Below are 26,836 nucleotides of genomic sequence, written 5' to 3'. Positions count from 1 at the left end.
CTCTTTGGTTTTTCGATTTTTTCTGGTTTTTGTTTTTGCTTTTCATTAACATAAAACGACAAAAATTTGCTGTGCGCTTTTGTTAACCGCGGGCGGTTAACAAAGGCGCACAGCACAGGTCCTACTTGTCGTGAATGATCACGCCACGGATGTTCTTGCCGTCACGCAGATCCTGGTAGCCCTGGTTGACGTCCTCGAGGCTGTAGGTCTTGGTGATCAGTTCGTCGAGCTTGAGTTGGCCGGCATCGTAGAGACGCAGCAGTCGCACGATGTCGTACTGCGGATTCATGGATCCGAACAGCGTGCCCTTGATCGTCTTCTGATTCAGCGTGAGGTCGGTACCCGACACGTGAACGGTCAGCTTGGCCGGATCGGCGAGACCCGTGATCACCACGGTTCCGCCCTTACCGATGACTGCTGTCGCTGCGCTGACCACATCCTCGTCGACGGTGCCGACAAGGATGAGCGCAGCGTCGGCGCCCTGTCCCCAGGTCAGCTCGTTGACCTTGGCAGCCGCGCTCTCTGCATCCGCAAAGGCATGCGTGGCACCGAACTTCAGTGCGGTCTCACGCTTGAGAGCAACCGGATCGACCACCACGACGTACTTGCAGCCCGCCGAAACCGCGCCCTGGACTGCGTTGATGCCGAGACCACCGATGCCGTAGATCACCGCAGTGTCGCCGGCGCGCAGGTTACCGGCGTTGACTGCCGTTCCCCAACCCGACGGTACGCCGCAGCCGACAACTACCGCCGTCTCCAAGGGAAGCCAGTCGTCGATCTTGACTACCGAGTGCTGAGAAATTGTTGCGCGCTCGGAGAACGTTCCGAGCATGCACATTCCGCCGAAATCCATTCCGTTGCCGTGGAATCGGAAGGAACCGTCCGTCATCGAACCTTCGAGGATGGTGGCACCCATGTCGCACAGGTTCTGACGCCCGGTCGAGCAGTAGCGACACGTGCCGCAGTTGGGAATGAAGCTACACACGACGTGGTCGCCTGGCTTGACCTTCGTGACGCCGGGCCCGACCTCTTCGATGATGCCCGAACCTTCGTGTCCGCCGACAATCGGGTAACGCGGTGGGAGGTCACCGTCGGTGAGGTGCAGATCCGAATGGCACAGTCCGGCAGCGGTGTACTTGATCAGTACCTCGCCCACACCCGGGCCGTCGAGGTCGAGTTCCATGATCTCGAAAGGCTTTCCGGGCTCGAGCAGTACAGCAGCTTTGGTCTTCACTGGTGATCTCCTTGATTGTCGGACGAGAGAATGTGCGATGGGGTCGGTCAGAGGGCGATGTTGACGGCCTTGGTCTGGGTGTAGAGGTCGATTGCCGAAGCGCCGAGTTCGCGGCCCCAGCCGGACTGCTTGTATCCACCGAAGGGCATCGCGGTGTCGAATCCGTTGTACTGGTTGATCCACACCGAGCCGGCCTTCAGGCGCTTGGCCGTGCGGTGGGCTTTGGAGATGTCGCGGGTCCAGATGCCCGCAGCGAGGCCGTAGATGGAATCGTTTGCGGCAGTGATGGGTCCGTCGTCCGCGTTGAACGGCAACGCCGCCACGACCGGTCCGAAGATCTCCTCCTGCACGATCGAGAATTCGGGCTTGACGTCGACGAAGACGGTCGGCTCGACGAAGTAGCCCTGATCGCCCCAGCGGTTGCCGCCGGTGAGTGCACGTGCGCCGTCGGCGATTCCCTCACGCAAGTAGCCGGTGACCTTGTCGAACTGCTCCTGCGACACGAGCGGTCCGAGCTGGGTGGTGGGATCGAGTCCTGGTCCGATCTTGACCTGGCTCGCAGCGTGCGCGACGGCCTCGGTGAACTTCTCGAAGATGGTGTCCTCGACGTACAGGCGAGTGCCCGCAACGCAGCACTGCCCGTGGTTGAACAGCCAGGCGTTGAGCGAACCCTCCACTGCGGAATCGAAATCCGCGTCGGCGAACACGATGTTGGGGCTCTTGCCACCGAGCTCGAGGGTGACCTTCTTCAGGTTTCCCTTGGCTGCGTCGACGATCTTCTTGCCCACTTCGGTCGAACCGGTGAACGCGACCTTGTCGACGTCGTCGTGACCGGACAGTGCCGCGCCGGCGTCACCGAAGCCGGGAACGATGTTGACGACGCCGGGCGGGAAGCCGGCTTCTTCGAAGACCTCTGCGAGAAGCAGTGCGGTGAGCGGGGTTTGCTCGGCGGGCTTGAGGATCACGGTGTTGCCGGCCGCGAGCGCGGGGGCAAGCTTCCACGACGACATGAGGAGCGGGAAGTTCCACGGCACGATCAGACCGCAGACGCCGATGGCCTCACGCAGCGTGTATGCGTGGAACTCGCCGCCGGGAGAGAAGGGCATGGACACGTTGACCGTGCTGCCTTCGATCTTGGTGGCCCAGCCCGCGTAGTAGCGGAAAACGTCTGCGGCCCAGGCCACGTCGACTGCGGTGGCGATGGCAACGGACTTGCCGTTGTCGAGAGCTTCGAGCTGGCCGAATTCTTCGGCGCGGGCACTGAGAATGTCGCCGACGCGCCAGATCATGCGCTCGCGCTCGTTTGCCTTCATCCGTGACCAGGGTCCGTCTTCGAAGGCAGTGCGAGCGGCACGCACCGCGCGGTCGATGTCTTCGGCCTGTCCGTGCGCCACGTCTGCGAGCTTCTGTCCGTCAGCCGGGTTGTACGTCGCGAAGGTCTGACCCGAAGCGGCGTCGACGAATTCGCCGCCGATGTAGAGCTTCTTCGGTCCGTTCAGGAAACCCTGTACCGCGGAACTGATGGTGGGTTCGGCTACTGCCGTCATCGGAAACTCCCCTGAAGTAGTGAGGTGCGAATGTGATGCACGCCATACTTCCGCGCTTTCGGGGGCGCTAACTGTCCGAACTTTGTACAACTCGATTCGGACAGTCAACTACACAGTGATGTCCAGCGCCCGCATCCGTGTGTAGAGAGTGCTTCGGCTGATTCCGAGTTGCGCCGACGCGTGAACCTTGTTGCCGCCGCAGTCTTTCAACGCTCCGATGATCGCCTGACGCTCGGCCTTCTCCCGCCCTGCCAACCGCGACACCTTGGTGGTGGTGCGGTAGTCCTCGGGCAGATCGGCGACGTCGATGCGATTGCTCGAGCGTCCGTCCGAGGCGCGGTGCAGCACGACGCGCAATTCGGCCAGATTGCCCGGCCAACTGGCCGCCGCGAGTGCTTCGGCAGCGCTGGCAGTCAACCTCAACTCGGGTGATATCCCTTCCAGCATCGCCTGCGCCAACTCGGCGATCTCGGCTTGTCGCTCACGCAGCGGGGTGATGGCAACTCTGGAAGCACAACGCGAGATCAGCGATGCGATGGCCGGCGGTAGATCCGCTACCGCGCCGCTCGTCAGCACGATCCTCGGACCATCCGCACTGGCGTCGATCAGATCTGCGACCAGCGGCAACACCGAATCGGGAAGAAGTTGCACCTGTTCGATCACGACGACTCCCGAATGCTTGCGAGCAGCGCGGACGAGGTCCGTGACCCATTGCTCACGGCCGTCGAATGCGATTCGCGTGGCATCGAGCCAACTCGCGTCGACACTGCCCACGACGTCTGATGCCGCCGACGTTCGACCGGAGCCCGCCTCACCCGAGATCGCCACGGCGGCAGCACTGGCCCGGGCTCGCATCAGGTCCCGACGCAGTCGTTCACCTGGAGACGGTGCCCGCTCGTGTGTTCTGCGGATCGGCGCCCGCTCACGTTGAAGTGGTTCGACCAGGAAGAGCGCACCACCGTCGGCCCCGGAAATCCGGTCGGCTTGAACTCGCGCGAGCGCACCGGACGCCAATTCGACTGTTACCAACCTTGATTGGTCCGGGTTGAGGTCGGCGATCAAGGAACGGAGCGATACGTGGTCGGCGGTGTCGAGCAGATCCAAGGCGGTTCGGTTGCTCAGCAGGATGTCGTCGCCGATGGCCGCGACGGCAATGTTGCGTTGATGGGAAACTCGCTGGAACGCGTCGACCAATCGCTGCTCCGACGCTTTCGAGCCCTCGAGCAGCCGCTTCTCGATGTCCGCTGCCGCACGCGCCAGGAAGGGCGCGAACAGCGGGTTGGCCTGCGAGACAACACCGGTCATGTCGAGAATTCCCTCGACGCGCCGCGTGACGGGATGCAGGATCGGCTGACCGTAACAGCTCAATCCCTTGAGACTGTCGAGGAAATGCTCGTCACCGTGGATCACCACACTTCGGCCCACTTCGAGAGGCGTCCCGAGCGCGTTGGTGCCCGCGTGCTCTTCGCCGAATCGCGAACCGTTGACGACGCCCAATCGCTCTATCGTCCGCTCGACTCGACTGTCGGAGTACACCGAGGCGACCACTCGGCACTCTCGATCAGCCAACAGGACGCAGAACCCGGTGCCCGCGATCTGGCGGGCGACTTCGTCGAGAACCGGAGACGCAGCGCGCAGCAGCCTACTCTCTGCGTCCTGGTCGGCAGTATCGACTGCGATCGCCGCAGACGGGTCGACTCCACTGAGCCGCGAGCGTTTCCAGGAGAGTGCGATCTCCGGGCGAACCGGATCATGATCTCCTGAAGAATCGAACACGACTCAGCCCTGCCCGATCAGTTCCATTGCCTGTTCGCGCATCGCTATCTTGCGCACCTTGCCGGTGACGGTCATCGGGAATTCGTCGACAACGTGTACGTAGCGCGGAATCTTGTAGTGGGCCAATTTACCGGTGCAGTAAGCGCGTACGGCGTCGGCATCCAGTTCGGGTGCCCCCTCTCGCATCTGAATCCACACCATCAACTCCTCGCCGTACTTTGCGTCCGGCACACCGATCACCTGTGCGTCGAGGATGTCGGGGTGGGTGTACAGGAACTCCTCGATCTCACGCGGATAGACATTCTCGCCGCCCCGGATGACCATGTCCTTGATGCGCCCGGTGATCGCGACGTACCCGGCCTCGTCCATGACTCCGATATCGCCGGTGTGCATCCACCGGGCAGCGTCGATCGCTTCGGCGGTCTTTTCCGGGTTCTCCCAGTAACCGAGCATGACCGAGTACCCGCGGGTGCACAGTTCGCCCGGTTCTCCGCGCGGTACCGTCAATCCCGTTGCCGGGTCAACGATTTTGATCTCGAGATGCGGCCCGACGCGTCCGACCGTTTCGGTGCGTTGCGCAATCGAATCGTCCGAGCGGGTCTGCAGCGACACCGGCGACGTCTCCGTCATGCCGTAGCAGATGGACACCTCAGCCATTCCCATGCGATCGATGACCTGCTTCATCACCTCGACCGGGCAGGGCGAGCCCGCCATGATGCCGGTGCGCAGGCTCGACAGATCGAAGCTCTCGAAGTCCGGCAACGCCAACTCGGCGATGAACATCGTCGGTACGCCGTAGAGAGACGTGCACTTTTCGGCTTGCACGGCTTCGAGTGCAGCACGCGGATCGAACGCCGGGCCCGGAATAACCATGGCAGCACCGTGACTGGTACACGCAAGGTTGCCCATCACCATGCCGAAGCAGTGGTAGAACGGCACCGGGATGCACACCCGATCGACCTCGCTGTAGTGGCACAACTCGCCGACGAAGTAGCCGTTGTTGAGGATGTTGTGGTGGCTCAGCGTCGCACCCTTCGGGAAACCGGTAGTGCCCGAGGTGTATTGGATGTTGATCGCATCGTCGGCCGACAACGAGGCTTGAGCAGCGGCGAGCGGAGCCGGATCGTTTGCCTGCGCCGCCAACCCGTCTGCAAGCACTGAGTCCCACTCGGGTGAACCGAGCAGGATCACCGACGTCAGATCGGGGCACTGCGGCCGCACCGTCTCGATCATCGACGCGTAATCCGAAGTCTTGAAGCTCGCCGCCGCCACCAGTGTCGAGATCCCGGCCTGCTCGAGCACGTACTGCAACTCGTGAGAGCGGTACGCCGGGTTGATGTTGACCAGGATCGCGCCGATCTTTGCCGTCGCATATTGCGTGAACGTCCATTCCGGACAGTTGGGAGCCCACATCCCTACCCGATCGCCCTTCCCCACACCACGGGACAGGAGTCCGGCAGCGAGTCCGTTCACCTGCTCGGCGAACTCCCGGTACGTCCATCGTCGACCGCTGGCATGGTCGATCAGTGCATCGCGGTCCCCGTGCGCGGCAACCGTGCGATCCAGGTTGTCACCGATGGTGTCGCCCAGCATCGGACCGTCCCATACTCCGGACGTATAGCTGGGCAGCGGCGTACTCATGTGTTCTGTCCTCTCCGGTTGCCTCTTCAGGCACCTATGAGAGGGGCCGCCGCAGCGGACCCTCTCATCTACGAATTTACTCGATTCGGTGTGATGCACGACATACTTCCCGGTGCGGGGTGTCCGTAACTGTCTGAAGTCCGGACACCCCTGCTGTGGTTACAGCGCGTGATCCTTGGTCTCGACGAGCGCCCAGGTGCAGACGAGGCTCACCACACCGAGGACGGCCAGCATGATGCCGATTGCCATGCTTCCGTACGCCGAGGCCAGCGGGGCTGCGATCAGCGGCGGCACTGCACCACCGAGCACTCCGGCGAGGTTGTAGCCGAGGCCGGCACCGGTGTAGCGGTAGCGGGTCTGGAACATTTCCGGAAGTAGCGCACCACACGGGCCGTAGGCGATTCCGAAGATCATCAGAGTGCCGAACATTCCGAGAATGAAGGCGAGGGGCGTTCCCGTGTCGAGGAGCGGGAACAGAATGAGCGCCCACACCACTGCCAGACCACACGAGATCATGATGACCTTGCGACGCCCGATGCGGTCCGAGTACAGAGCGGACACGATGATCGCCGCGCCGAAGACGACGGCGGAAGCGATACCGACAGACAGGACGAACGGGCGAGAGAAGCCGAGAGTCTTGGTTCCGTAGCTCGTCAGGAATGCCGTGCCCATGTAGAAGAACGCGAACAGGCAGGCCAGCGCACCGGCCGAGAGGAGAATTTCCTTGGTCTGGAAACGCCAGGCGTCCAGGAACGGGAGGGTGCGAGGGGCTTCGTTCTTCTCTGCTGCGACGCGATCAGCTTGCTCCGCCTTGAAGACCGGAGTTTCTTCGATAGCAAGGCGCATGTAGAGGCCGATACCGACGAGCACGATGGAGAACAGGAACGGGATTCGCCAGCCGTAATCGAGGAACGCCTGGTTGGTGTCGCCGAGAACTGCGCCGGTGATGAGGAACGTGCTGCTCGAGAGTACAAAAGCGATGGCGGGGCCGAGCTGGGGGAACATCGCGTAGAGACCACGTTTGCCGGGCGGGGCATATTCCGCGGTGAGGAGGGTTGCGCCCGCCCATTCACCACCGACCGCAAATCCTTGGCCGAATCGCAAGAGCACCAAGATGATCGGAGCGGCGACACCGATAGTTGCCGCACCGGGCAGCAGACCGATGAGCAGCGTCGAGATACCCATCAGCAACAGCGTGGAGATCAGCGTCTTCTTGCGGCCGATGCGATCTCCGAAGTGCCCGAACAACATTGCGCCGACCGGCCGTGCAATGAATGCAACGGCAAATGTCGCGAACGACGCCACAGTGCCGGCTGTGGCCCCGAGCGCCGGAAAGAAGACCGTCGGAAAAACAAGCGCCGCAGCGGTTCCGTAGATGAAGAAGTCGTAGAACTCAATGGTCGTGCCGATACAACTTGCGACGGCGACTCGCCGCACACTCGTTGTCTTTGCGGGGGCTGCCGCAGTGCCTGCGGCACTCGATCCCCCTGCTGGAGAGACTGTGGTCACTCGATTCCTCCGTGGTCCGGTGGTGTTGCCCTGTGGGCATCACCGTCGATAGGAGGAAAGGTAGTGATCCGGCTCACCCCCGCACTACCCCCGAAAGGGGGTAGGCGTGATGCGCATCACGATTCATGTCCTTGAGTAACGAGTTTCACGTCACTGCGACACGGCAAAGGCCGTCCGACTCCCCGGGAGTCGGACGGCCTCGGCAGCGAGAAGATCCGCTCAGGTTTCCGACTTACCGGCCGCCTCGCACAGTTCCTGGCGAATCTCCACCCACACTGTGGCGTACGAGTCGATGCCCGGTTCGGCAATCCACTTCGACTCCCCTGCTTGAACTTTCGCAAGCGCGTCAGAGAACAAGTCCTGATAGCGCGACAGGCGCGGAACAAACGCGGACAGATCATCGAACACGTTGGACGCGCGGCGATCCAAGTCGGCCAGCGACGCGACGTCAGCACTGGCGACGAGAGCAGAAAATTCCTCGTCCAACGGCAGGAAGGCTTCGAGGACCTCGAGAATCGAATCCTCGTCGATGGAAACCCGCTCGGCATCGAGCTGATCGTTCAGCTCGGCAAGGCCCTTGTCCGTCAGACTGATCTGGCCCTCACTCTCCACCGCCTTACCCTGTTCGACCAGGGCGTCGTACGCAGCCTGTCCGGATGCCGCACTCACTCCCAGGTGCTCGGCAAGAACACCCGATCCGACGCGTTCCTTGAGCCGCACCGACTGAAGCAGCGCCAATTCGTCCACGTTGCCGGCAAAGGCCATCGTTCTCTCCTCATCACGTGCCGCCTGGGCGGCTCTCACACTGGTGCGAACTTGCCGAAACAGAATCCGCAGCCCCGACGGGCTCGACAGCAATCACATCACAGCGACGGCCACATCAGCGTTGCTACCTGCGATCAGCGACAAATCCGACGCAGCGGCTTTACCAGGCATACGGTATCTTTGGCGCGTGAAACCGCACCTTGTGTCCGTGGTGATCCCCGCGTACAACGCCATGGACCACATCAGCGAACAGCTGAATGCCCTGTCCTCTCAGGACTACGACGGAGCGTTCGAAGTCATCGTTGCCGACAACGGCTCCACCGACGGTCTCGCGCACTTCATCACCAACTATCCGTCGACCGATGCCCTCTCGCTCCGCCTCGTGGATGCGTCGGCCGGACGAGGCGGCGGCTACGCACGCAACGTCGGAGTTGCCGCATCCAATGGCGATTTCATCGCATTCTGCGACGCAGACGATCGTGTCCACCCGTCGTGGCTCAGTGCGATCGTCCGCGCAGCCGAAAACTCGGATGCCGTTGGCGGAGTGGTGGAAACCGCGTCTATCAACTCGAGCGAGGTTGCCACGTGGCGCACCTTCAACGGAACGCAGTTCGGCAGTGAAGATTTTCTCCCCTACGGCATTACGTGCACCTTCGGCATCTGGCGCGCAGCATTCGACAAGGTCGACGGATTTGATCTCCGATACGTGAACTCCGGTGAGGACATCGACCTCTGCTGGCGCCTGCAGTTGGCCGGCATGACGTTGGCCCACGCACCCGATGCCGTGGTTGCGTACCGTCTCCGCGACACGTATCGCGGAACGTGGAATCAAACCCGCGCCTACGGGATCGCCACAGCACAGTTGTACTCACGGTTCCGTGACCACGGTCAACGACGAACTGCTCCCCGGATCGTCGCCGCGACCCTGCTGGCATTGCTTCTCTTCAACCCGCTTGTGCCCCGCCGGATCTCCCCGATGCCTCGCGGGCGATGGTTCGTCCACGCCGGCAACCTGGTCGGGAAACTTCAGGGCAGCATCAAATACCGGGTGCTCTACCTCTGATCGCTACTCGAGGGTCAGCACCTCACCCGACGCCAACTGATCTGCCCGCGACGTGTCTTTGAGGTCGACGCCGGAACGCCCCAGCATTCGGGCGCCGGCCACCAAACCCGCAACGACGCGGGCTGCCTGCTCGTAGCCCAGCCCTTCAGGCGGATGAATGTTGGAGATGCAGTTTCTATCCGCGTCCGTGCGTCCGACTCGTGGAAGATGGGTCAGATAGATCCCGACGCTGTCTGCCACCGAGAGCCCCGGACGTTCGCCGATCAGGACCACAGCAGTCTGCACACCCATGGCCGCCGCGATGTGATCACCCAACGCGACCCGCGCATTGGTCGCGATGACCGGCGGCGCAATCGAGTACGTCGTTCCCAGCACGGCGACTAGTGCTGCGAGCAACTGCTCACCGTGATCCATGAGGGCACGTGGCGAAAGCCCGTCCGCGAGAATGAATCCGATCTCGTTGTCCGACGGGTCGATCGCGCTGAGATCTGCCGGTCGGCGCCCCAGATCGGGTCGGCGTAAGTACTCGCTCCGGGTGGACGCGCCGCTGGTGACCACCACCGGAGCACCGATTCCGACGGCTTCGACCCGCCGAGCGAGAATCTCCGAATCGAGCGGTACGTGAACAGCATCCCGCGCGGCAGCATGAGCGGCCTTGAACTCGAGCACTCGTGTGGTGGGTAACGAATCTCCGGTGCGGCCCAGTCCGATTCGCGACTGTGTTGTCGCCCGAAGCGGACTCCAGAAATCGACGACCGGCGTCGCGTCGTCGCTCATCGGTTCACCGTCAGTGCTCGCAGCGGCGAGAGAGAAGCGTCTACCGGCAGCACTCGTCCGTCTCCGTCCGTCATCCCCAAACTGTGAAGCCAGGCCTCGAACTCCGGGGCAGGTTGCAGGCCCAACACCCGCCGCACGTACAACGCGTCGTGGAAGGCCAGACTCTGATAGCCGAGCATCACGTCGTCCGCCCCGGGAACCGCGATCACAAATGCCGCCCCCGCCACTCCGAGCAGCGTCAACAGGTTGTCCATGTCGTCCTGGTCGGCTTCGGCGTGGTTGGTGTAGCACACGTCCACGCCCATCGGCAGTCCCAGCAGTTTGCCGCAGAAGTGATCTTCGAGGCCCGCTCGGATGATCTGCTTGCCGTCGTACAGGTACTCGGGCCCGATGAATCCGACGACGGTGTTGACCAGGAGCGGCTCGAGGTCGCGCGCCACCGCGTACGCGCGGGTTTCGAGGGTTTGTTGATCGACGGGCGCGCCGCCGGTACCCAGGTGAGCGCCGGCACTGAGCGCAGACCCCTGTCCGGTCTCGAGGTACATGACGTTGTTCCCGACAGTCCCCCGGTTCAAGGATCGGCCGGCGTCGTTACCTTCCCGGAGCAGCGGAATATTCACTCCGAAGCCGGAATTGGCGCCTTCGGTGCCGGCGATCGACTGGAAGACCAGATCGACCGGCACACCGGATTCGATAAGTCCGATCGTCGTGGTCACGTGCGAGAGCACGCAGGATTGTGTCGGGATCTCGAATCGCTGCCGGATGTCGTCGAGAAGGTGCAGTAGATCCGATGTGGCCTGCGGAGAGTCCGTCGCCGGGTTGATTCCGATAACGGCGTCGCCACAGCCCAGAAGAAGACCGTCCAGCGTGGCCGCGGCGATTCCCCGTGGGTCGTCGGTGGGGTGGTTGGGTTGTAGCCGCGTGCTCAGTCGCCCCGGCAGACCGATGGTGGTCCGGAAGCCGGCGGTGACGGTGATCGCCTTGGCGACGGCGATCAGATCCTGATTGCGCATGATCTTGCTGACCGCCGCCACCATCTCCGGAGTCAAGCCAGGACTGACCGCCGCAAGTTGCGCCGCGGCACCTGGCGCCGACGCCGTTTCGAGGAGCCAGTCCCGCAAGCCGCCGACGGTCAGATGCGCAACCGGTTGGAACGCCAGACGGTTGTGACTGTCGATGATGAGCCGGGTGACTTCGTCGTCCTCGTACGGAACCAGAAGATCTTCCAGGAAGACCTTTAACGGAAGATCTGCCAGAACCCATTGGGCAGCAGCACGTTCCGCGTCGGAGTGCGCAGCGCAGCCGGCAAGTTCGTCACCCGAGCGCAGTGGTGTCGCCTTGGCCATGACGTCGACGAGACTCTCGAACGAGTACGTAGTGCCCGAAACCTGTTGGTGATACATGGTCATTCCAGTTCTTCTTCCGCCTGTGCAAGTACAGCAAACTCCTCGTCGGGCGAGTTGGCAACAAGATGATGTCGACTGTAGAGACCAAAGTAAGCCATGAGAACACCGAAGGCTGCGAGCGTGAGAAGGGCCGCAATCGGATCGACCAGGAATGTGGCGACCACGGATATCGCTGCGACGACAAGAGCAAACGAGGTGGTGGCAATTCCGCCGGGAGTCCGATAGGGGCGGGGCATGTTCGGCTCGCGCTTGCGAAGCACGATGTGGCTCACCATCATCAGCACATAGCTGACAGCGGCGCCGAACACCGCCATGTTCAGTAGCATCGCGCCTTCTCCGGTGAGTGACAGGGCAAACCCGATGACTCCGGGAACAACGAGTGCCAGTGTCGGGGCCTTGCGCTTGTTTGTCACCGACAGGTTCTTCGGCAGGTATCCGGCGCGCGACAGCGCAAAGGTCTGGCGGGAGTACGCGTACATGATCGAGAAGAAACTTGCCACCAGACCGGCGAGCCCGATGTAGTTGACAACCTTGGCACTGCCACTGTCACCGAGTGCTTCGACCAGCGGGTTTCCGGAGGTGGACAACGCGTCGGCGCCCAATGCGCCCGTAGCCAGGAAGAGAACGGTTGCGCCGGTGACGATCAGGATCAGCATGCTGATGATGATGCCGCGGGGGACGTTCTTCTCCGGCTCTCGTGCCTCCTCGGCTGCGAGCGGAACACCTTCCACCGCAAGGAAGAACCAGATCGCGAAGGGAACTGCCGCCCAGATACCGATCAATCCGAAGGGCAGGAACGACGACGACCCCGCGGCGGACGTATCGACGGCGATGTCGGTGAGATTCGACGAATCGAACAGTCCCACAGCGGAAATCGCAAAGACGACAAGACCGACGAGAGCAATGGCGGTGATCACGAACATCGCCTTGAGTGCTTCACCCGCACCGGTGAGGTGAATACCGATGAAGATCGCGTACACCGCGAGGTAGACCCACCAACCATCGGTGATTCCGAACAGATTGAGCGACTCGACGTAGGCACCGATGAAGGTCGCGATGGCGGCCGGTGCGATGGAATACTCGATGAGAATTGCAGTGCCGGTGGCAAATCCACCCCACGGCCCCAACGCGCGACGGGCAAATGTATATCCGCCGCCGGCAGCGGGTAGCGCCGACGACATCTCAGCCATGCCCAGCACCATCGCCAGGTACATTCCGGCGATGACGACGGCTGCGATCAGCAGACCGCCGAATCCACCCTCGGCCAGGCCGTTGTTCCAGCCGGCATAGTCGCCCGAAATGACGTAGCTGACCCCCAATCCGGCCAGCAGCACCCATCCTGCGGTGCCTTTGCGGAGTGTTCGTTTTTCCAAATACGAATTGTCTTCTGCATGAAAATCTGCGCCGTCGTGGTGCGCACCCGTCGACTTGTCCGGCACGTGCTCGGAAAGAGACATGTCCATCCTCTGAATCGGTCAAGAAATCAACGGCGCCAGTGCCCGGCGCCGCGTGGCTCAACAGTATGGGTGAGAAGTAACTAACGATCGCCGCGGCGATGACCGGGCTGTAAAACGATCAGGCTCGTCCGGCCAAGCCCGGAACCGGGCAGGCGTCCACCGCTTCGGCGACAACCTGCGGAACTGTCGGTGGCAGGGGACGCACCCCAGCCTCCCACTCGGCGCCGACCAGAATCGCGGACGAGTTGAGCGCGTCGTTCTCCTGCTGCGTGAAAGCCCTTGCTCGACTGAGGAATCGGAATCCTTCAGGAGACTCCAGACTGAACCCGCTGCCCCGGCCGGGCACCACGTCCAGAACCAACTGGGTATGCTTCCACGCTTCGAATTGGGATCCGGAAATCCAGACCTGGACGGCGTCCGTACCCGTGGGCAGGTCGACGGGAACTTCACCGACGCCTAGCCGCAGATCGATGACGCCGAGCAGTACATCACGGTCACCGACGATGAATTCGCCTGCGGGATAACACATCGGCGCGCTGCCATCGCAGCAACCACCGGATTGGTGCATCATCAGTTCGCCGTGGTTTCCGCTGAGGCGGCGCAGAAGATCAGCCGCCCCAGCGGTGGTCACGAGACGGGGTGGAACGACGCCTGCAGTGTCATCAGGTGCGGTGACATCGGTAGCGTCCATTCCAACCTCCGTGTGTTCGTATTCTCGTGTTGTCTTTACCTGCTGCGCGAAGCGAGGATCAGAAGAAGCCCTGAGCCTTCTGCGCGTAGCTGACCAGGAGGTTCTTGGTCTGCTGGTAGTGCGAGAGCATCATCAGGTGGTTCTCGCGGCCGATACCGGACTGCTTGTATCCACCGAAGGCGGCGTGTGCCGGGTACTGGTGATACGTGTTGGTCCACACTCGGCCGGCCTGGATATCGCGGCCCGCACGGTAAGCAACTCCACCATCACGTGACCAGACGCCCGCGCCGAGACCGTAGAGGGTGTCGTTGGCAAGTTCGATGGCCTCGTCGTAATCCTTGAAGGACGTGACGGACACGACCGGTCCGAAGATCTCTTCCTGGAAGATGCGCATCTTGTTGTTGCCGGTGAAGACCGTCGGCTGCACGTAGTAGCCGCCGGAGAGGTCGCCGCCCAACTGCGCCCGTTCGCCACCGGTGATGACCTTGGCGCCTTCTGCCTTGCCGATCTCGATGTAGGACAGGATCTTCTCGAGCTGGTCGTTGCTGGCCTGCGCACCGATCATGGTGTCTGTGTCGAGCGGATCGCCCTGGCGAACAGCCTTGGTGCGGATGGCGGCCATTGCGAGGAAGTCGTCGAAGATGTCTTCCTGAATCAGCGAACGCGACGGGCACGTGCATACCTCGCCCTGGTTGAGCGCGAACATCGTGAAGCCTTCGAGGGCCTTGTCCTGGTAGTCGTCGTTGGCGGCAAGCACGTCGGAGAAGAAGATGTTGGGGCTCTTGCCACCGAGTTCGAGGGTGACCGGGATCAGGTTCTGCGACGCGTACTGCATGATCAGGCGACCGGTGGTGGTCTCACCGGTGAACGCGATCTTCTTGATGCGTGGGCTCGACGCCAGCGGCTTGCCGGCCTCCACGCCGAAGCCGTTGACGATGTTCAGAACACCGGCAGGCAGCAGGTCACCGATGATGCCGATGAGGTGCAGGATCGAGACGGGAGTCTGCTCGGCAGGCTTGAGCACGATGGCATTGCCGGCGGCGAGCGCGGGAGCAAGCTTCCACACTGCCATGAGGATCGGGAAGTTCCACGGAATGATCTGGCCGACTACACCGAGCGGCTCGTGGAAGTGGTAGGCAACGGTGTCGGAGTTGATCTCCGAGAGCGAACCTTCTTGTGCGCGAATAGCTCCCGCAAAGTAACGGAAGTGATCGATGGCGAGCGGAATGTCGGCGTTGAGGGTCTCGCGAATCGGCTTGCCGTTGTCCCACGACTCGGCAAGTGCGATCGATTCGAGGTTCTCCTCCATACGATCAGCGATCTTGTTCAAGATGATCGCGCGCTCGGCGACCGAGGTCTTGCCCCAGGCCGGAGCTGCTGCGTGCGCTGCGTCGAGAGCGAGCTCGATGTCTTCTGCGGTGGAACGAGCCACATCGCAGAAGTTCTGTCCGGTCACCGGCGTCGGGTTCTCGAAGTACTGACCCTTGACCGGAGCAACCCATTCGTTGCCGATCCAGTTGTCGTATCGAGACTGGAAGGACATGATCGCGTCGGCGGTACCTGGGCGGGCGTACACGGTCATTGCAAGCTCCTATGTAAACGTGATCTTCCTGGGCACAGTCCCGAAATCGGTGACTGCAGTCCCACCCCCCGGCGGGGTGTGATTCACAACACTAGGAGTTGCAACGTTGCAACTACGTTGCGTCGGTGCAACGTGCCCGTTCCGTCAGTGCAACGTGCCCGCTTCTCAGAGTCCGAGCTGCCGGTCCAGCAGATCAATTTTGGCCTTGACCTGCGAATACAGTGCAGATTGCGGGTCCAATGTCGACAGGTACGCCTCCCAGACGACGGAATCCTCCCGGCCATGGACGGAGGTGGTCCACTTGGCAAGAAGGGTGGCATCGTCGCCGCGCAGCAGTGCAGCCTGAACCCGAGTGCGCAATTCGTCCCGGATTGCGTCGATTCCCGGAGCGGTGGATCCGCTCAGGACCGGGCCGGAATACAAGCGCATGGCTGTCGCCGCATCCCCACGGTCCAGGGCCTTGCGGACGTCGCCGACGTCCGTGGCGAACTCGGTGATGATGCGGTAGGGCCTCGACGCCAACCGATCGGCGCCGAAAACCTTGCGAAGACGAGACATCTCGGCGCGAATGGTGACGCCGTCCAACTCACCTTCATCGAGGAGAACGGCAAGGTGATCCGCACTGAGCCCTTCTGGATGTTCGGAAAGCAGAAGCAAGATTTCGGCGTGGCGTTGCGAGATCGGAATCCGCTCACCGCCGCGAACGAGAGTCGGCCGCCCGCCGCCGAACGTCTCCAGCCGCGGAGCGGAGGCAGTGAGCGGGATCGGCGAATTGAGCAGGTGGAACCGCAATTCCGATTCGGCGGCGGCCACCGTTGCACGAATCAACGACAACACTTCGGGGACGGCAACCCGCGGGCCACCGGTGATGTCGATAGCGCCGAGAATCTGTCCGGTGGTGGGATCGTGGACGGGCGCCGCCGAACAACTCCAGTCATGCACGGTCCGATTGAAATGCTCCGAACCGAAGATCTGCACCGAGTGGTCGAGCGCCAGTGCCGTCCCCGGAGCATTGGTGCCGACGCGATCTTCACTCCAGTCCGCGCCTTCGACAAAATTCATCGACAGTGCGCGGTCCTTGGCGGCACTGTCGCCCTCCACCCACAGCAACCGTCCGTGCGCATCGCTGATCGCGATCAACAGGCCGGTCTCGGCTGCGTCCTCCACCAGCAGTTTTCGAACAACAGGACGAATGAGAGACATGGGATGCGACGAGCGATAGCTCTCGAGATCGAGCCCTTCGAGCATCGCCGGAGCGCCGACGACGTCAGGATCGACGCCGTTGTTTCTGCTACGCATCCAGGATTCGAGCACAACAGACCGCACACGTGAATCGTCCGTTCCGGACCCGTCGTGGGCGTCGATGAAGGACTGATGGGCACTCGACAGACGACGTGCCAGCACCGCTACGTCGTCTCCGGGCCGCACCGCTACCCACGGGTTGCCGTACACAGCCTGTTCACGTGCCATATTCTGTGTTCCTCCGCTCCCCTGCCACTGTAGTGCCGATCACATCACAATGGTGAAGATGGTCGGTTGGTTCTTACGATCGCGCAGCGTCACGCACCAATTCACTGGCTCGCTCGGCGAGCATCACCGCAGTTGCATGGGGCCCACGAGTGGGAATCACCGGCATGATCGACGTGTCGACGATACTGAGTGCGTCGACGCCGAGAACGCTGCATCGATCGTCGACAACCGTTCCCGGATCGAACTCCGAACCCATGACGCAACTACCCGACATGTGCAGCGACGTGCCCAACCGCGATTCGATCCACTCGTCCGAATACTCGATCTCGGGCCGGCGGATCATCCCGGTCCGGGCAATAGTTTCGAGCAGGTCCTCGGCGATCTGCATCCCCCTCCGGACGACTTGTCGATCGTGCGCGGACTCGACGTAGTTGTATCGGATCCTCGGCGAACCACCCGGAGCCTTCGGATCGAGTTCGACGGTTCCGCGGCTGTGCGGTGCCATCAGCACCACTCCGATCCCGTGGTCCATTTGTGGAATCCCGGGTACCAGATCGGTGAACGACGCTGTATAAGGCCGGATTTCGAGGTCCGCGTCGTTGAGAGTCGTCTCCAGCACCGGGGTCTGCGGTCGCAAGGTCTCCGGAATCGAATATTGATAAGGCAGCAGCACTTCCGGATGATCGACAAAACCCTGCCCCACTCCCGGAAGGTCGACAACCACCGGAACATCATGAGCCACAAGCTGATCAGCCGATCCGACGCCGGAACTCAGGAGCAGGAGCGGAGTGGCAACCGCGCCGGAGCACACCACGATGCGACGCCCGTGGATACGACGCAACGACCCGGTGTCGTCGAGGACATCGACTCCCACTGCCCGCGTCCCCGAGAATACGATTCGCAGGACGGTGACACCGACGTCGACGGTGAGGTTGCGGCGCTTCATCGCCGGTAGTAGGTAACCGACCGCAGTACTGATACGACGATGGTCGAAGATATTCAGTGGAACTGGCCCGACGCCGTCCGATTCCGGCGCGTTCTTGTCTGCGTCCTCGGGGAAACCAGCCGACAGGGCCGCGTCGTGGAACCGACTGCTGAGTGGATGCATCTCGTCGCGGCGTCGCCGACGTACCGGAATTGGACCACTGTCGCCGTGGTATGGCCCGCCGAAATCGTGATCTGTCTCCGACTTCCGAAAATACGGCAGCACTTTCTCGTAGCTCCAGGAATCGGGCCAGAGGTCAAAATCTGCGCGCGTCGCCCTCGCGAAGTACGCACCATTTACCGCGCCGCTGCCACCGAGAGTTCGCCCGCGCGAGACGGTGGCACGTCGACTCGGCGTCAGCTCGACCGGATACGTCCAGGTGTGTTCACTCTTCGGCCCTACCGGTAGCAGGTACGGATCATCGAGAACACCCGGAAGATCAACCGTGGAACGATATCCACTTCCCGCCTCGAGAAGAATCACCTGCGCGGCTGGATCTTCGCTGAGCCTGGCCGCGATCACACACCCCGTGGTGCCGCCACCGACAACTACGAAGTCTGCGTGATCCGTAACGCTCACTTGGTGATTCGAGGCTTCAAAGCCGCAGGGTCGTGAGCCTCGATCGCGCCGCGCCACAGGCCGAACCCGTACGCCACGTCATCGGCTCGTTTGAACAACACGTAGCGAACCGGCCCCAAACCACCCTCTTCACGGTGGCGATACCAATCCACCAGCCCCTCACTGATTGCCGCGGCAAGAGCCAATCGCCGGATCTTGCGTGACGTGATCACCGCCAACAACGTCACCGGCCAGTAATGACGGCACATCGCCGACGCCAATTGCCAGAACCCGCCCACAAAACCTTGGGCCGTGAGAATCGCCGCGATACGCGTCGGTTGCTTGAGACCGGTGAACATCTTCCGCAATCGGAATACGGTGAACAGTAGAGCCCCGAGCGCTCCAGCCAACCCCGACTTGGTGAGCGTTGCTGCCGCAACACACGCGAACAGCGTCGAGAACGACATGGCCATCGGCGGCACCGAACCCGGATGTCGGGCAGCCAGCGGAGCAGCGCCGGTACCGTAGAAAGCGCGTCGGCTGAACCACTTCCCGAACTGAACCCGATGATCATGGGCGACATTGGCAACCGGTTCGTAGCGCAGTCGCCAGCCGGCAGACTGGAGACGCCAACAGAAATCGACGTCCTCTGCCACCTCGAGGTTTTCATCGAATCCCTCGCAGTCGAGAGCCACATCGCGCCGGACGATCATGGCCGCGCTGGGCACGTACGACACCGGGCTGCCAGACTTGACGGCTGCTTCCTTCCGTCCCAGATCCAGCGAGGAACGCATGCTCTCGTACCGAGCCAATGCCGTCCCGTACGGATCGAGGGCCACAATTCGGGGAGCCACCAGCGCCACACCCGGATCACTGAAGTGACCGAGCATCAGTTCGAGCCAGCCCGCTCGCGGAATGACATCCGAGTCGAGGAACGCCACGAAACGTGTTTGTGCCGAACGTAATCCAGTATTGCGGGCCGACGAGGGGCCACGCGCGTGCTCATGCCGGACCACAGTGACCGTTCCCGTACCGGGGTAGTCCCGACGCGGATCAAGAGGAACCTCGGACCCGTCGTCGACCACGATCACTGCCAGATCCTTGAGAACCGGCAACAACCGCTCAATCCCGGCAACGTTGTCCTTCACCGGAATCACGACGGTGACGTCGGAAGCCGACGGAGTCGACATCGGCCGAGGATTCGCGACACCGGAATCGAGTAGATGGCGCGCCACCGCGGCGCTCTGCTGATCGACAACCTCGAGGTAGCCGTCGCCGATCATCGCGGCTGCAGTCGGAGCCAGCTTGAGCATGCGCGTCGGCGAACCACCGATGAGCACGCGGCCACCCGAGTACGTGCGAACTTTGGGATCCAACCGAATGCCGAAGCCGTCGGGGAGTCGTGCGGGTCGCATCAGGCGATCGTCAGGGAAAACACCGCGAATCGGTTCGGGTAGATCGCCCGCCCCCCATCGGTAACAACCATCACCGAAGCCTCCCATCCGGGCCCGGATTCCACCGGGCCAGTCCATCCGTCACGCGTTGCACCAACTCGTCGAAAATGTGCGCGCCGTCCACGGCACTTGCCTGAACTGGATCGCCCAGAACACCGTTATCCGACACAGCGACCATACCGCCCGAACGCAATCCTGGCATCAGGTCTGCGATAGGAGAAATATTTCCTACCTCCGCCAGGTTCATGTCCACACATTCCGGCGAAAGGTGCAGTAAGAGGCTGGTTTCTGTCTTGCCTGCATGAGCGTCCGCCCCGGGAATCGCGCAGGGCACCCAGGCTGCATCCCGGCCCTCGTATCGCAAGAGCGCCACAGCCTTTGCCAACGCCGGACCGTTTCCGCCATGACCGCTGACAAACAACACCCGCTCGGCCCACCGACAGGCAGACCGTCCGTACTCGACAACCACCATTTCCATGACCTCGGCGCCGATGGAAATCGTCCCGGCAAAACCCTCGTGCTCCCCGCTCGCGCCATACTCGAGGGCCGGTGCAACCACGACGCCAGGGAGCTCGTTCGACACCGCTCTCGCAATCCGGGTATCTGTGTCCAGCGGCAAGTGCGGGCCATGCTGCTCGAAAGAACCGACCGGAACCACCACAGTGTGCGCAGACCCCTCGAGCCGGGGGCTCGGGATAGCGGACAGATCACGGGTTTCGGTCATGCAGTGATCATATTCGTCGGCAGTTCGTACCTGAGCAGCGCACGTGGACAACATGCGTCATGATTTCGAATATCACTGCACATCAACAAGTCTCGAGCTTGGATTCATGAAAACCTGTCCGGTATGTCCCTAGGAATCGAAATCCTGTTCGACTAAAATCAGTGCATGGACAGTCGGGAAGCGTGGCAATACGACGGCGAGGGCCTCAAGACAGAGGTTCTCGACCTCGCCCGCACCCGGCACGAGATGACGTCCCGCACGGTTGTGATGATCACCGAGATGTTCACCCGCGACACACTCGGCGGCCGAGGATTCCGCGCCATCGCGCAGTGGCTGCACCAGTCTACGAACCTCGAGATCGGCGAATGCAGCCGGCTGGTCGGCCTGGCGCGGTTGTTCATGCTCGAACCTGTTGTCGGGCAGTCTTTTCACGACGGCGATATCGATGCGTCGAAGGCGCGTCAGGTTGCGCAGTTCTGCCAGCACCCGCCCAAGAACATGAACCTCGTCGACGTCGAGAAGGCCCGCGGCATCCTCCTGACCCTCGCCTCCAAGAACGTCGCCGACTGCGATTCCGTCCGCGCGGCGATCCGGCGGATCCAGAAGCAGTACGGCAACCGCACCGACGGCGTACCCGCCGGTGAGGACTCCGAACTCAACGAGTTCTACGCTTCCCGCGGCCTGTACGGGCGAGTCAGCGTCAAAGGTGACCTCGACGCCGTCAACGGTGCCCGCCTCATCGCGCTACTGTCCGCCCTGTCGGCGCCCACACCGGAGAAGGACGGCGTGAAAGACGAACGCACCCCGGCGCTTCGACGCGCCGACGGATTTTGTGAACTGCTGCGCCGCTACGAAGCCGCCGGCCTCGGCCCCGTCGAAGGTGGAGTGAAACCGCACCTGACGATCACCGCCACCGCAAAAGACCTCACCGATCTTCAGGCACTGAAAGACCTGCTGCCCTCCACCGAAGAACTCGGCTACGCGATCACCAACTGGGCCGGCCCCATCAGCCTCGACACCGCCCGCATGCTCGCCTGCGACTGCGAAGTCACCCGAATCCTTCTCGATAGCAACGGTGTTCCCCTCAACCACGGAATGAAGGCGCGACTCGCGACCGTCCCGCAGCGGCGAGCCCTCACCGTACGAGACGGCGGCTGCGCCTTCCCCGGTTGTGGAACCCCACCAGGCTGGTGCGATGCCCACCATCTGATTCACTGGCTCGACGACGGCCCGACGGATCTCGATAATCTGGTCTTGCTGTGCGGTCATCACCATCGGATAATGCATCACACGGAGTGGAGAGTCGATATCGGAGACGACCGGAAAACCCGTTTCTATCCACCGATGTCGGTGGACCCGTATCAAGTTCCCGTTCCCGGGAACACGCCACCAACAGCCGCCTGAAAAACCTAGCGTGTGCACCGGGGATCAAACATGCCCCGGTGCACAAGGCTGATCTCACCAGGAGAGGGCTGCGGCTAGATGTTCAGCGCAACCCTGTGACCTTCAATGACGGCACTGTGCGAACGCCTCGGAGACAAGGCATCACCAATACGGTGCACCTCGAAGGAACTGCCACGCAGCGCCTTCCACAGTTCATCCACCGGTTCCTGCTGCGTCGCAAACACAACCCAGTCCACAATCACAGACTCGGGGACTCCAGTGGGATGGTGCACCAGTTCGACGGTCACAGGCCCTTCGCCGTGCACCGCGGTGACCATCAGGTCCGTACGCTGAACTATCGACTTTTCGTGCGCCCGGCGGTTCCAGCCTTCGAAATCCAGAGTGATACTCAAATCCTGGGCCACCACCATCCCGTTGGTGGCGACCGTGACGGTGCACCCTCGATCTGCCAGGAACTCCGCAACCGATGCACTCTGATGGAACCCCAGTTCGTCGAATACCAATACCGAACCGGTCGGCAGCATCTTCCCGTCGAGCACATCGCGGACCCCGACCACTCTGCTTAGGCCTCCCGCCCACACCGGACGCAGTGGTCGTGCTCCCGTAGCCACAACCACCACATCCGGGTCCAGTTCGATCAATCTCTCCGCTGTCACTGCCGCATCGAGTTCGACGGTGACACCACTTCTGCGGCATTCGGATTCGAGATTGCGGATCAGATCGCCCAACTCCCGGCGAGCCGGCATCACACAGGCAGTTCGGATCTGCCCACCAAGCACGGTGTCGCGTTCGAACAGCGTCACCCGATGCCCACACTGCGCGGCGGTAGCTGCGGCCTGCAGGCCGGCTGGGCCGCCGCCGACAACAACGACGCTGCGCCCCTGCAACTGTGGCAGGGGCAAGGCAACAGACTCTCGTCCTGCTCGCGGGTTCTCGGTACAGCCCAACCAACGGTTGAGTCCCATCCGCCCGACGCATTCCTGATTACAGGACAGGCAGGTTCGCACCTGTGACGACTGGCCTGCGCGTGCCTTGTTCACAAAATCCGGGTCCGCGATCTGACCGCGCACCACTCCCACAAGATCACACAGACCCTCGTCCAACGCCTGCTCAGCCTGCTGCGGTGTCTTGAATCGGCCGACACCGATCACGGGGAGCGAAACGACTTCCTTGATCGCCGATGGAATGAAGTTCGCGTAACCACTCGGTACCGCCATCGATGCCTCGATCAAATGCAAAGTCTCTGTGGCCATTCCGATAGCGGTGTTGATGTAGTCGACCTGACCGTCGGCTTCCACCAACTGTGCAGTCAACACCGCGTCCGGCAACTCGATACCACCTCGGGTTCCTTCGTAACCGCTCAGCCGAACTCCGAGAATCCGATCAGGGCCGATGGCGCGGCGAAGAACTCGCAAAACTTCCAGGAGGAACTGGGCACGGTTCTCGGCGGGACCGCCATATCGATCTGTGCGGCGATTTGTCGACGGCGCCAAGAACGCTCGGACAATCGACGACTGCGACGCCTGCAACTCGACACCGTCGAATCCACCGGAGATGCAGTTACGCGCAACTGAAGAGAAACCGTCGAGAATCTCCGCGATATCGCTCTCGTCAACAGCTTTGGGGACTTCCCGGAACAGTGGATCGGCAATAGCACTGGGCGCCCAGAGTGGGAGCCTCGAATACGTGCCGGCGCCCTGCCCGCCGTTGTGATTGATCTGCGCGAGGATCACCGATCCGTGCGCGTGCACGGCATCGGTGATCCGTCGATAGCCCACGACCACCTCGGGCCGGTACCCGGCAATCATCTTTTCGTACGGTCGATCCGACGGGTGCGTCGAATGCTCCTCGCTGATGATCAACCCGGCGCCGCCCCGTGCCCTCGCCTCGTAGTAGGCGGCATGCTGCGCTGTCGGCAACCCGTTCTCGGCGTAGTTGGTCAGGTGCGCAGAGAACACCACGCGGTTACGCAGTGTGAGATCGCGCAGGCGCAGCGGCTCGAAGAGGCGAGGATACGGCGTCATCAGACCTTGGAGTTACCTTGATCAAGAGCAATATGACTTGCCGTCACGGTGCGTGACCCGTCACCGGCCAACCACACGACAGTATCGGAGATCTCGTCGGGTTCGGCAAAAGCGGTCTCGGTGAGAATGGGGGTGAAGTTCGGGAGGTATTGCGGGTAGTTCTGGAAGACGGCGAGTGCGCCCTGATCAACACCCATCGGAGTATTGACCCCGTACGGATGGATGGAGTTGACGCGGATCCTGTACTCCCCCAGTTCCTTTGCCGCCGCCTGGGTGAGCCCGACCAAACCGAACTTTGCACTGCCGTAGTGCGCCTGCCCAGGCATGGCCTTGAGTCCCGCGACCGAGCTGATCACGACGATCGATCCTCCGCGGCCGCCCTCGATGATGGACGGCACCGCAGCCTTGAGTGTTTTCCACACACCGGTGAGATTGATGTCGATGAGGGTTTCCCACTGCTCGTCCGACATCTCCCAAAATCGGTTCCAGTTGCAGACGCCCGCATTTGCCACCACGATGTCGAGCCGGCCGAACTGCTCGACTCCGTCCTTCACCACTGCAGCGAGCGCAGCACTGTCCCGGACGTCAGCCTCCCGCGCGAGGATCTTGCCACCCTCGGCTTCGACAAGACGGACGGTTTCGGTGAAGTCTTCCGGCGTGGCCGCGTCGTACGTGTTGTGCTCGGCGACAGCGCTGCAGACGTCGATCGCAATGATCGACGCGCCTTCTCTGGCCAAGCGAATCGCGTGCGAGCGGCCCTGGCCACGCGCCGCGCCGGTAATGAATGCAACACGGCCTTCGAGTGAACGTACCTGGGTCATGAATCGATCCTCTCCACGGAATTGAAACCTGTTCCAGTAGTAAACCCTGCGCGGCGCCCTTCGCGGATCGATTCGAGAACAGTTCTCGGAGCAATCGTGTCGCCGACGCCGACGCACCCCGAATAATGCAGCGAGGTGTCAGGCAGTCGAGGCGAGCAGTCGATGACAGTCGCACACAGGATGTGTGCCGCAACATCCGTGTAGACGTTCTCGATCTGCACGCCACCATCGACAACCGCCCGTACCTGCGAGGAACACACCCGGTTCACCCCAACCTGCTGAAGTCTCGTGTTCGCGCCCACAAGGTCGCCGCTCATACCCAACCGCGAACCGACGATCGTGTCCGGTGTGACGATCGAGACCTCGAGTCCGCACTCTGCCAACACCTCCGCAAGCGCAACAGCCATCGGTCCACCCAACGGATCCACGAGAATAACCGGACCTTCGATCGAATCACCGCCACGCTCGAGCGCCTGTACCGCATCCATCCAGAGAACGGACGTGTCCACGGGATAGGTCGACGGCCTCGGAACGCTGCCCGACGCAACTACAACATCACCACGGCTGCGGGCGTCGTCGATCTCCGATGAACTGATCGTGTGCTCGGTCAGCATGGTCACACCGCTTCTACGGCATTCGTCCTCGAGCCACTGCGCAAGCACAGCAAATCGGCTGCGGCCCTTCCCTTGCGCAAAAGTTCGGACCATCCCGCCGAACCGCGACGACCGTTCCGTCACCGTCACCGCAGCGCCGCGCCCGGCCAGGATTCGCGCAGCTTCCAATCCGGCCGGACCACCCCCGACCACCAGCACAGGACCCGAGATCAATTCCTGCATGCGCTCATCAGGATCTATCGTCTCGAATCCCGCACTCGGATTTCCGACGCACGTCACCACCGGATTACGCGGATCGCGCACAAGGCACGTTTGATTGCACAGGACGCACGGCCGTGGCTGATCGCCGCGAGCTGACTTCACCACCAGATCCGGGTCGGCGATCTGTGCTCTGGTCATTTCCACGAAATCGACGTGCTCGAGCGCCTCGTGGGCGTCTGCGATGTCGACGACGCTCCCCTGCAACGCAACGGGAACCGAGACTGCGGCCTTGACGATTCGGCATAGTTCACGGTTGAAGTTCGGTTCTTCGTGGAAGTCCGGGCGATACCCCGCAGCCGAGTAGAGGCCGCCGCGCACCACAACCAACAGATCGAGATACCGCTCCAGTTCGCTCGCATACCCAACCGCCAGTTCCGGCGTCACGCCCGCCCATGGCGCCTGCTCGTCGCACGACAACCGCAGGGAAACAACATGGTTCGCACCGACAGCCTCGCGAACTGCCTGGAGGACTTCTCGCAGCAGCGTCAGTCGATCAATTCCGTACCTGTCCGCGCGCGTGTTGGTCAACCCCGAAAGGAACTGCCGCAGAATGCTCCGTGGGCCGCCGTCGATCTCGACCCCGTCCATCCCGGAGCCCACGGCAAGCTCTGCCGAGGCACGGAAACCCTCGACCACACGATCGACGTCACCCTGCTCCATCATCATCGGCAACTCACGCGTCACCGGATCAGCGACCCTCGACGGCCCCCACAGAACCGACTGTGAGTAGGCGCTCGATCCCTGCATCCCGGTGTGCCCCAGACCCGCAAGAACCAGAGCGCCGTGCGGGACGCAGGCCGCAGAGATCGATTGCCAACCCGGCCCACACAAAGATGCCAACGGTGCCCGCTCGTAGGGCCAGTCATTCGCCAGAACCGACGCCGTTTCGGTGACGACGATCCCGGCACCGCCCTCGGCCCGTCGCTGGTAGTACGCGCGGTGCCCATCGGAAAGCGTTCGTCCCACAGCAAGATTGGTCTCGTGTGGACCGAAAACAACCCTGGACCGGACACGGTGTCCGGCCAGGGTTGTGTGTTCGTGAAGGCTCAACTCACAGCTCGATCAGAGCCAGA

20 protein-coding genes are annotated in these 26,836 nt (G+C 62.2%); 2 read left to right on the top strand and 18 right to left on the bottom strand.

Annotated features, from left to right (window positions below; translation table 11 throughout):
* Positions 1-121 precede the first annotated feature (121 nt).
* The 6 genes from ACFRFQ_RS04370 to ACFRFQ_RS04345 all read right to left on the bottom strand — a co-directional run bounded on the left by ACFRFQ_RS04370 (position 122) and on the right by ACFRFQ_RS04345 (position 8,472).
* The gene (locus tag ACFRFQ_RS04370) at positions 122-1,234 is read right to left on the bottom strand and encodes an NDMA-dependent alcohol dehydrogenase (protein ID WP_097387619.1); all 1,113 of its coding nucleotides are present in this window, start codon (positions 1,232-1,234) and stop codon (positions 122-124) included.
* Between the two features lie 47 nt (positions 1,235-1,281).
* Positions 1,282-2,781 carry an aldehyde dehydrogenase family protein gene (locus tag ACFRFQ_RS04365; protein WP_378653432.1) on the bottom strand — a complete coding sequence of 500 codons (1,500 nt, stop codon included), beginning with the start codon at positions 2,779-2,781 and terminating at the stop codon, positions 1,282-1,284.
* 108 nt (positions 2,782-2,889) lie between these two features.
* Positions 2,890-4,557, bottom strand: a complete 1,668-nt coding sequence (locus ACFRFQ_RS04360; protein WP_378653430.1) for a sigma-54-dependent Fis family transcriptional regulator — start codon at positions 4,555-4,557, stop codon at positions 2,890-2,892.
* A 3-nt stretch (positions 4,558-4,560) separates the two neighbouring features.
* Positions 4,561-6,198 carry an AMP-binding protein gene (locus tag ACFRFQ_RS04355; RefSeq protein WP_378653428.1) on the bottom strand — a complete coding sequence of 546 codons (1,638 nt, stop codon included), beginning with the start codon at positions 6,196-6,198 and terminating at the stop codon, positions 4,561-4,563.
* 159 nt (positions 6,199-6,357) lie between these two features.
* Positions 6,358-7,707 carry an MFS transporter gene (locus ACFRFQ_RS04350; RefSeq protein ID WP_378653426.1) on the bottom strand — a complete coding sequence of 450 codons (1,350 nt, stop codon included), beginning with the start codon at positions 7,705-7,707 and terminating at the stop codon, positions 6,358-6,360.
* Between the two features lie 219 nt (positions 7,708-7,926).
* Complete coding sequence (locus tag ACFRFQ_RS04345; RefSeq protein ID WP_378653424.1) at positions 7,927-8,472, bottom strand: hypothetical protein; 546 nt, start codon at positions 8,470-8,472, stop codon at positions 7,927-7,929.
* A gap of 187 nt (positions 8,473-8,659) precedes the next feature.
* Between ACFRFQ_RS04345 and ACFRFQ_RS04340 the strand changes: the two genes are divergently transcribed.
* A complete protein-coding gene (locus tag ACFRFQ_RS04340; RefSeq protein ID WP_378653421.1) occupies positions 8,660-9,535 on the top strand; it encodes a glycosyltransferase in 876 nt (291 codons plus the stop codon).
* 3 nt (positions 9,536-9,538) lie between these two features.
* Here ACFRFQ_RS04340 and eutC read toward each other — a convergent pair whose 3' ends face one another.
* The 9 genes from eutC to mftE form a co-directional block, all read right to left on the bottom strand.
* On the bottom strand, positions 9,539-10,312 hold the full coding sequence (eutC, locus tag ACFRFQ_RS04335) for an ethanolamine ammonia-lyase subunit EutC (RefSeq protein WP_378653419.1): 774 nt from the start codon (positions 10,310-10,312) through the stop codon (positions 9,539-9,541).
* Positions 10,309-11,721, bottom strand: a complete 1,413-nt coding sequence (locus tag ACFRFQ_RS04330; protein ID WP_378653417.1) for an ethanolamine ammonia-lyase subunit EutB — start codon at positions 11,719-11,721, stop codon at positions 10,309-10,311. Before ACFRFQ_RS04330 ends, eutC begins: the two co-directional genes overlap by 4 nt.
* Positions 11,718-13,181 (bottom strand): ethanolamine permease, encoded by a 1,464-nt coding sequence (eat, locus tag ACFRFQ_RS04325; RefSeq protein WP_378653416.1) that lies wholly within the window; start codon positions 13,179-13,181, stop codon positions 11,718-11,720. Before eat ends, ACFRFQ_RS04330 begins: the two co-directional genes overlap by 4 nt.
* Before the next feature lie 112 nt (positions 13,182-13,293).
* Positions 13,294-13,866: a DUF779 domain-containing protein gene (locus ACFRFQ_RS04320; RefSeq protein ID WP_378653415.1), complete on the bottom strand. Its 573-nt coding sequence runs from the start codon at positions 13,864-13,866 to the stop codon at positions 13,294-13,296.
* 58 nt (positions 13,867-13,924) lie between these two features.
* Entirely contained in the window at positions 13,925-15,448 is a 1,524-nt protein-coding gene (gene adh, locus ACFRFQ_RS04315) for an aldehyde dehydrogenase (protein WP_033236961.1), read from the bottom strand.
* Between the two features lie 165 nt (positions 15,449-15,613).
* A complete protein-coding gene (locus ACFRFQ_RS04310) occupies positions 15,614-16,918 on the bottom strand; it encodes a transcriptional regulator (RefSeq protein WP_378653413.1) in 1,305 nt (434 codons plus the stop codon).
* Positions 16,919-16,991: 73 nt separating this feature from the next.
* Positions 16,992-18,482: a mycofactocin system GMC family oxidoreductase MftG gene (gene mftG, locus ACFRFQ_RS04305; RefSeq protein ID WP_378653412.1), complete on the bottom strand. Its 1,491-nt coding sequence runs from the start codon at positions 18,480-18,482 to the stop codon at positions 16,992-16,994.
* Positions 18,479-19,876, bottom strand: coding sequence for a mycofactocin biosynthesis glycosyltransferase MftF (gene mftF / locus ACFRFQ_RS04300; protein WP_378653410.1), 1,398 nt, complete (start codon positions 19,874-19,876; stop codon positions 18,479-18,481). The genes mftG and mftF overlap by 4 nt, the downstream gene beginning before the upstream one ends.
* Positions 19,877-19,946: 70 nt before the next feature.
* The gene (gene mftE / locus ACFRFQ_RS04295) at positions 19,947-20,639 is read right to left on the bottom strand and encodes a mycofactocin biosynthesis peptidyl-dipeptidase MftE (RefSeq protein ID WP_378653405.1); all 693 of its coding nucleotides are present in this window, start codon (positions 20,637-20,639) and stop codon (positions 19,947-19,949) included.
* 165 nt (positions 20,640-20,804) lie between these two features.
* Between mftE and ACFRFQ_RS04290 the strand changes: the two genes are divergently transcribed.
* On the top strand, positions 20,805-22,043 hold the full coding sequence (locus ACFRFQ_RS04290; protein WP_378653403.1) for a DUF222 domain-containing protein: 1,239 nt from the start codon (positions 20,805-20,807) through the stop codon (positions 22,041-22,043).
* A gap of 74 nt (positions 22,044-22,117) precedes the next feature.
* Here the strand turns inward: ACFRFQ_RS04290 and ACFRFQ_RS04285 are convergent, their stop codons facing one another.
* From ACFRFQ_RS04285 to ACFRFQ_RS04275, 3 genes are read right to left on the bottom strand one after another with little or no spacing between them, the layout of a single operon-like run.
* Positions 22,118-24,067 (bottom strand): mycofactocin system FadH/OYE family oxidoreductase 2, encoded by a 1,950-nt coding sequence (locus ACFRFQ_RS04285; RefSeq protein WP_378653400.1) that lies wholly within the window; start codon positions 24,065-24,067, stop codon positions 22,118-22,120.
* Positions 24,067-24,888 carry a mycofactocin-coupled SDR family oxidoreductase gene (locus ACFRFQ_RS04280; protein WP_045070887.1) on the bottom strand — a complete coding sequence of 274 codons (822 nt, stop codon included), beginning with the start codon at positions 24,886-24,888 and terminating at the stop codon, positions 24,067-24,069. The genes ACFRFQ_RS04285 and ACFRFQ_RS04280 overlap by 1 nt, the downstream gene beginning before the upstream one ends.
* A complete protein-coding gene (locus tag ACFRFQ_RS04275) occupies positions 24,885-26,813 on the bottom strand; it encodes a mycofactocin system FadH/OYE family oxidoreductase 1 (RefSeq protein WP_378653397.1) in 1,929 nt (642 codons plus the stop codon). Before ACFRFQ_RS04275 ends, ACFRFQ_RS04280 begins: the two co-directional genes overlap by 4 nt.
* Positions 26,814-26,836 lie beyond the last annotated feature (23 nt).

Origin of the sequence: Rhodococcus sp. NPDC056743, from assembly GCF_042790355.1 — a bacterium.
GTDB lineage: Bacteria > Actinomycetota > Actinomycetes > Mycobacteriales > Mycobacteriaceae > Rhodococcus_F.
The sequence above is the reverse complement of the archived record's forward strand: the minus strand, read 5'-3'. Positions and strand labels throughout refer to the sequence as shown.

What these genes read in the sequence shown, in the direction of transcription:
- ACFRFQ_RS04345 (WP_378653424.1), bottom strand. Translation starts at nt 8,472, where the DNA reads ATGGCCTTTGCCGGCAACGTGGACGAATTGGCGCTGCTTCAGTCGGTG.
- ACFRFQ_RS04355 (WP_378653428.1), bottom strand. Translation starts at nt 6,198, where the DNA reads ATGAGTACGCCGCTGCCCAGCTATACGTCCGGAGTATGGGACGGTCCG.
- ACFRFQ_RS04320 (WP_378653415.1), bottom strand. Translation starts at nt 13,866, where the DNA reads ATGGACGCTACCGATGTCACCGCACCTGATGACACTGCAGGCGTCGTT.
- ACFRFQ_RS04280 (WP_045070887.1), bottom strand. Translation starts at nt 24,888, where the DNA reads ATGACCCAGGTACGTTCACTCGAAGGCCGTGTTGCATTCATTACCGGC.
- ACFRFQ_RS04365 (WP_378653432.1), bottom strand. Translation starts at nt 2,781, where the DNA reads ATGACGGCAGTAGCCGAACCCACCATCAGTTCCGCGGTACAGGGTTTC.
- eutC (WP_378653419.1), bottom strand. Translation starts at nt 10,312, where the DNA reads ATGAGCGACGACGCGACGCCGGTCGTCGATTTCTGGAGTCCGCTTCGG.
- ACFRFQ_RS04285 (WP_378653400.1), bottom strand. Translation starts at nt 24,067, where the DNA reads ATGACGCCGTATCCTCGCCTCTTCGAGCCGCTGCGCCTGCGCGATCTC.
- ACFRFQ_RS04330 (WP_378653417.1), bottom strand. Translation starts at nt 11,721, where the DNA reads ATGACCATGTATCACCAACAGGTTTCGGGCACTACGTACTCGTTCGAG.
- mftF (WP_378653410.1), bottom strand. Translation starts at nt 19,876, where the DNA reads ATGCGACCCGCACGACTCCCCGACGGCTTCGGCATTCGGTTGGATCCC.
- eat (WP_378653416.1), bottom strand. Translation starts at nt 13,181, where the DNA reads ATGGACATGTCTCTTTCCGAGCACGTGCCGGACAAGTCGACGGGTGCG.
- ACFRFQ_RS04310 (WP_378653413.1), bottom strand. Translation starts at nt 16,918, where the DNA reads ATGGCACGTGAACAGGCTGTGTACGGCAACCCGTGGGTAGCGGTGCGG.
- mftE (WP_378653405.1), bottom strand. Translation starts at nt 20,639, where the DNA reads ATGACCGAAACCCGTGATCTGTCCGCTATCCCGAGCCCCCGGCTCGAG.
- ACFRFQ_RS04290 (WP_378653403.1), top strand. Translation starts at nt 20,805, where the DNA reads ATGGACAGTCGGGAAGCGTGGCAATACGACGGCGAGGGCCTCAAGACA.
- adh (WP_033236961.1), bottom strand. Translation starts at nt 15,448, where the DNA reads ATGACCGTGTACGCCCGCCCAGGTACCGCCGACGCGATCATGTCCTTC.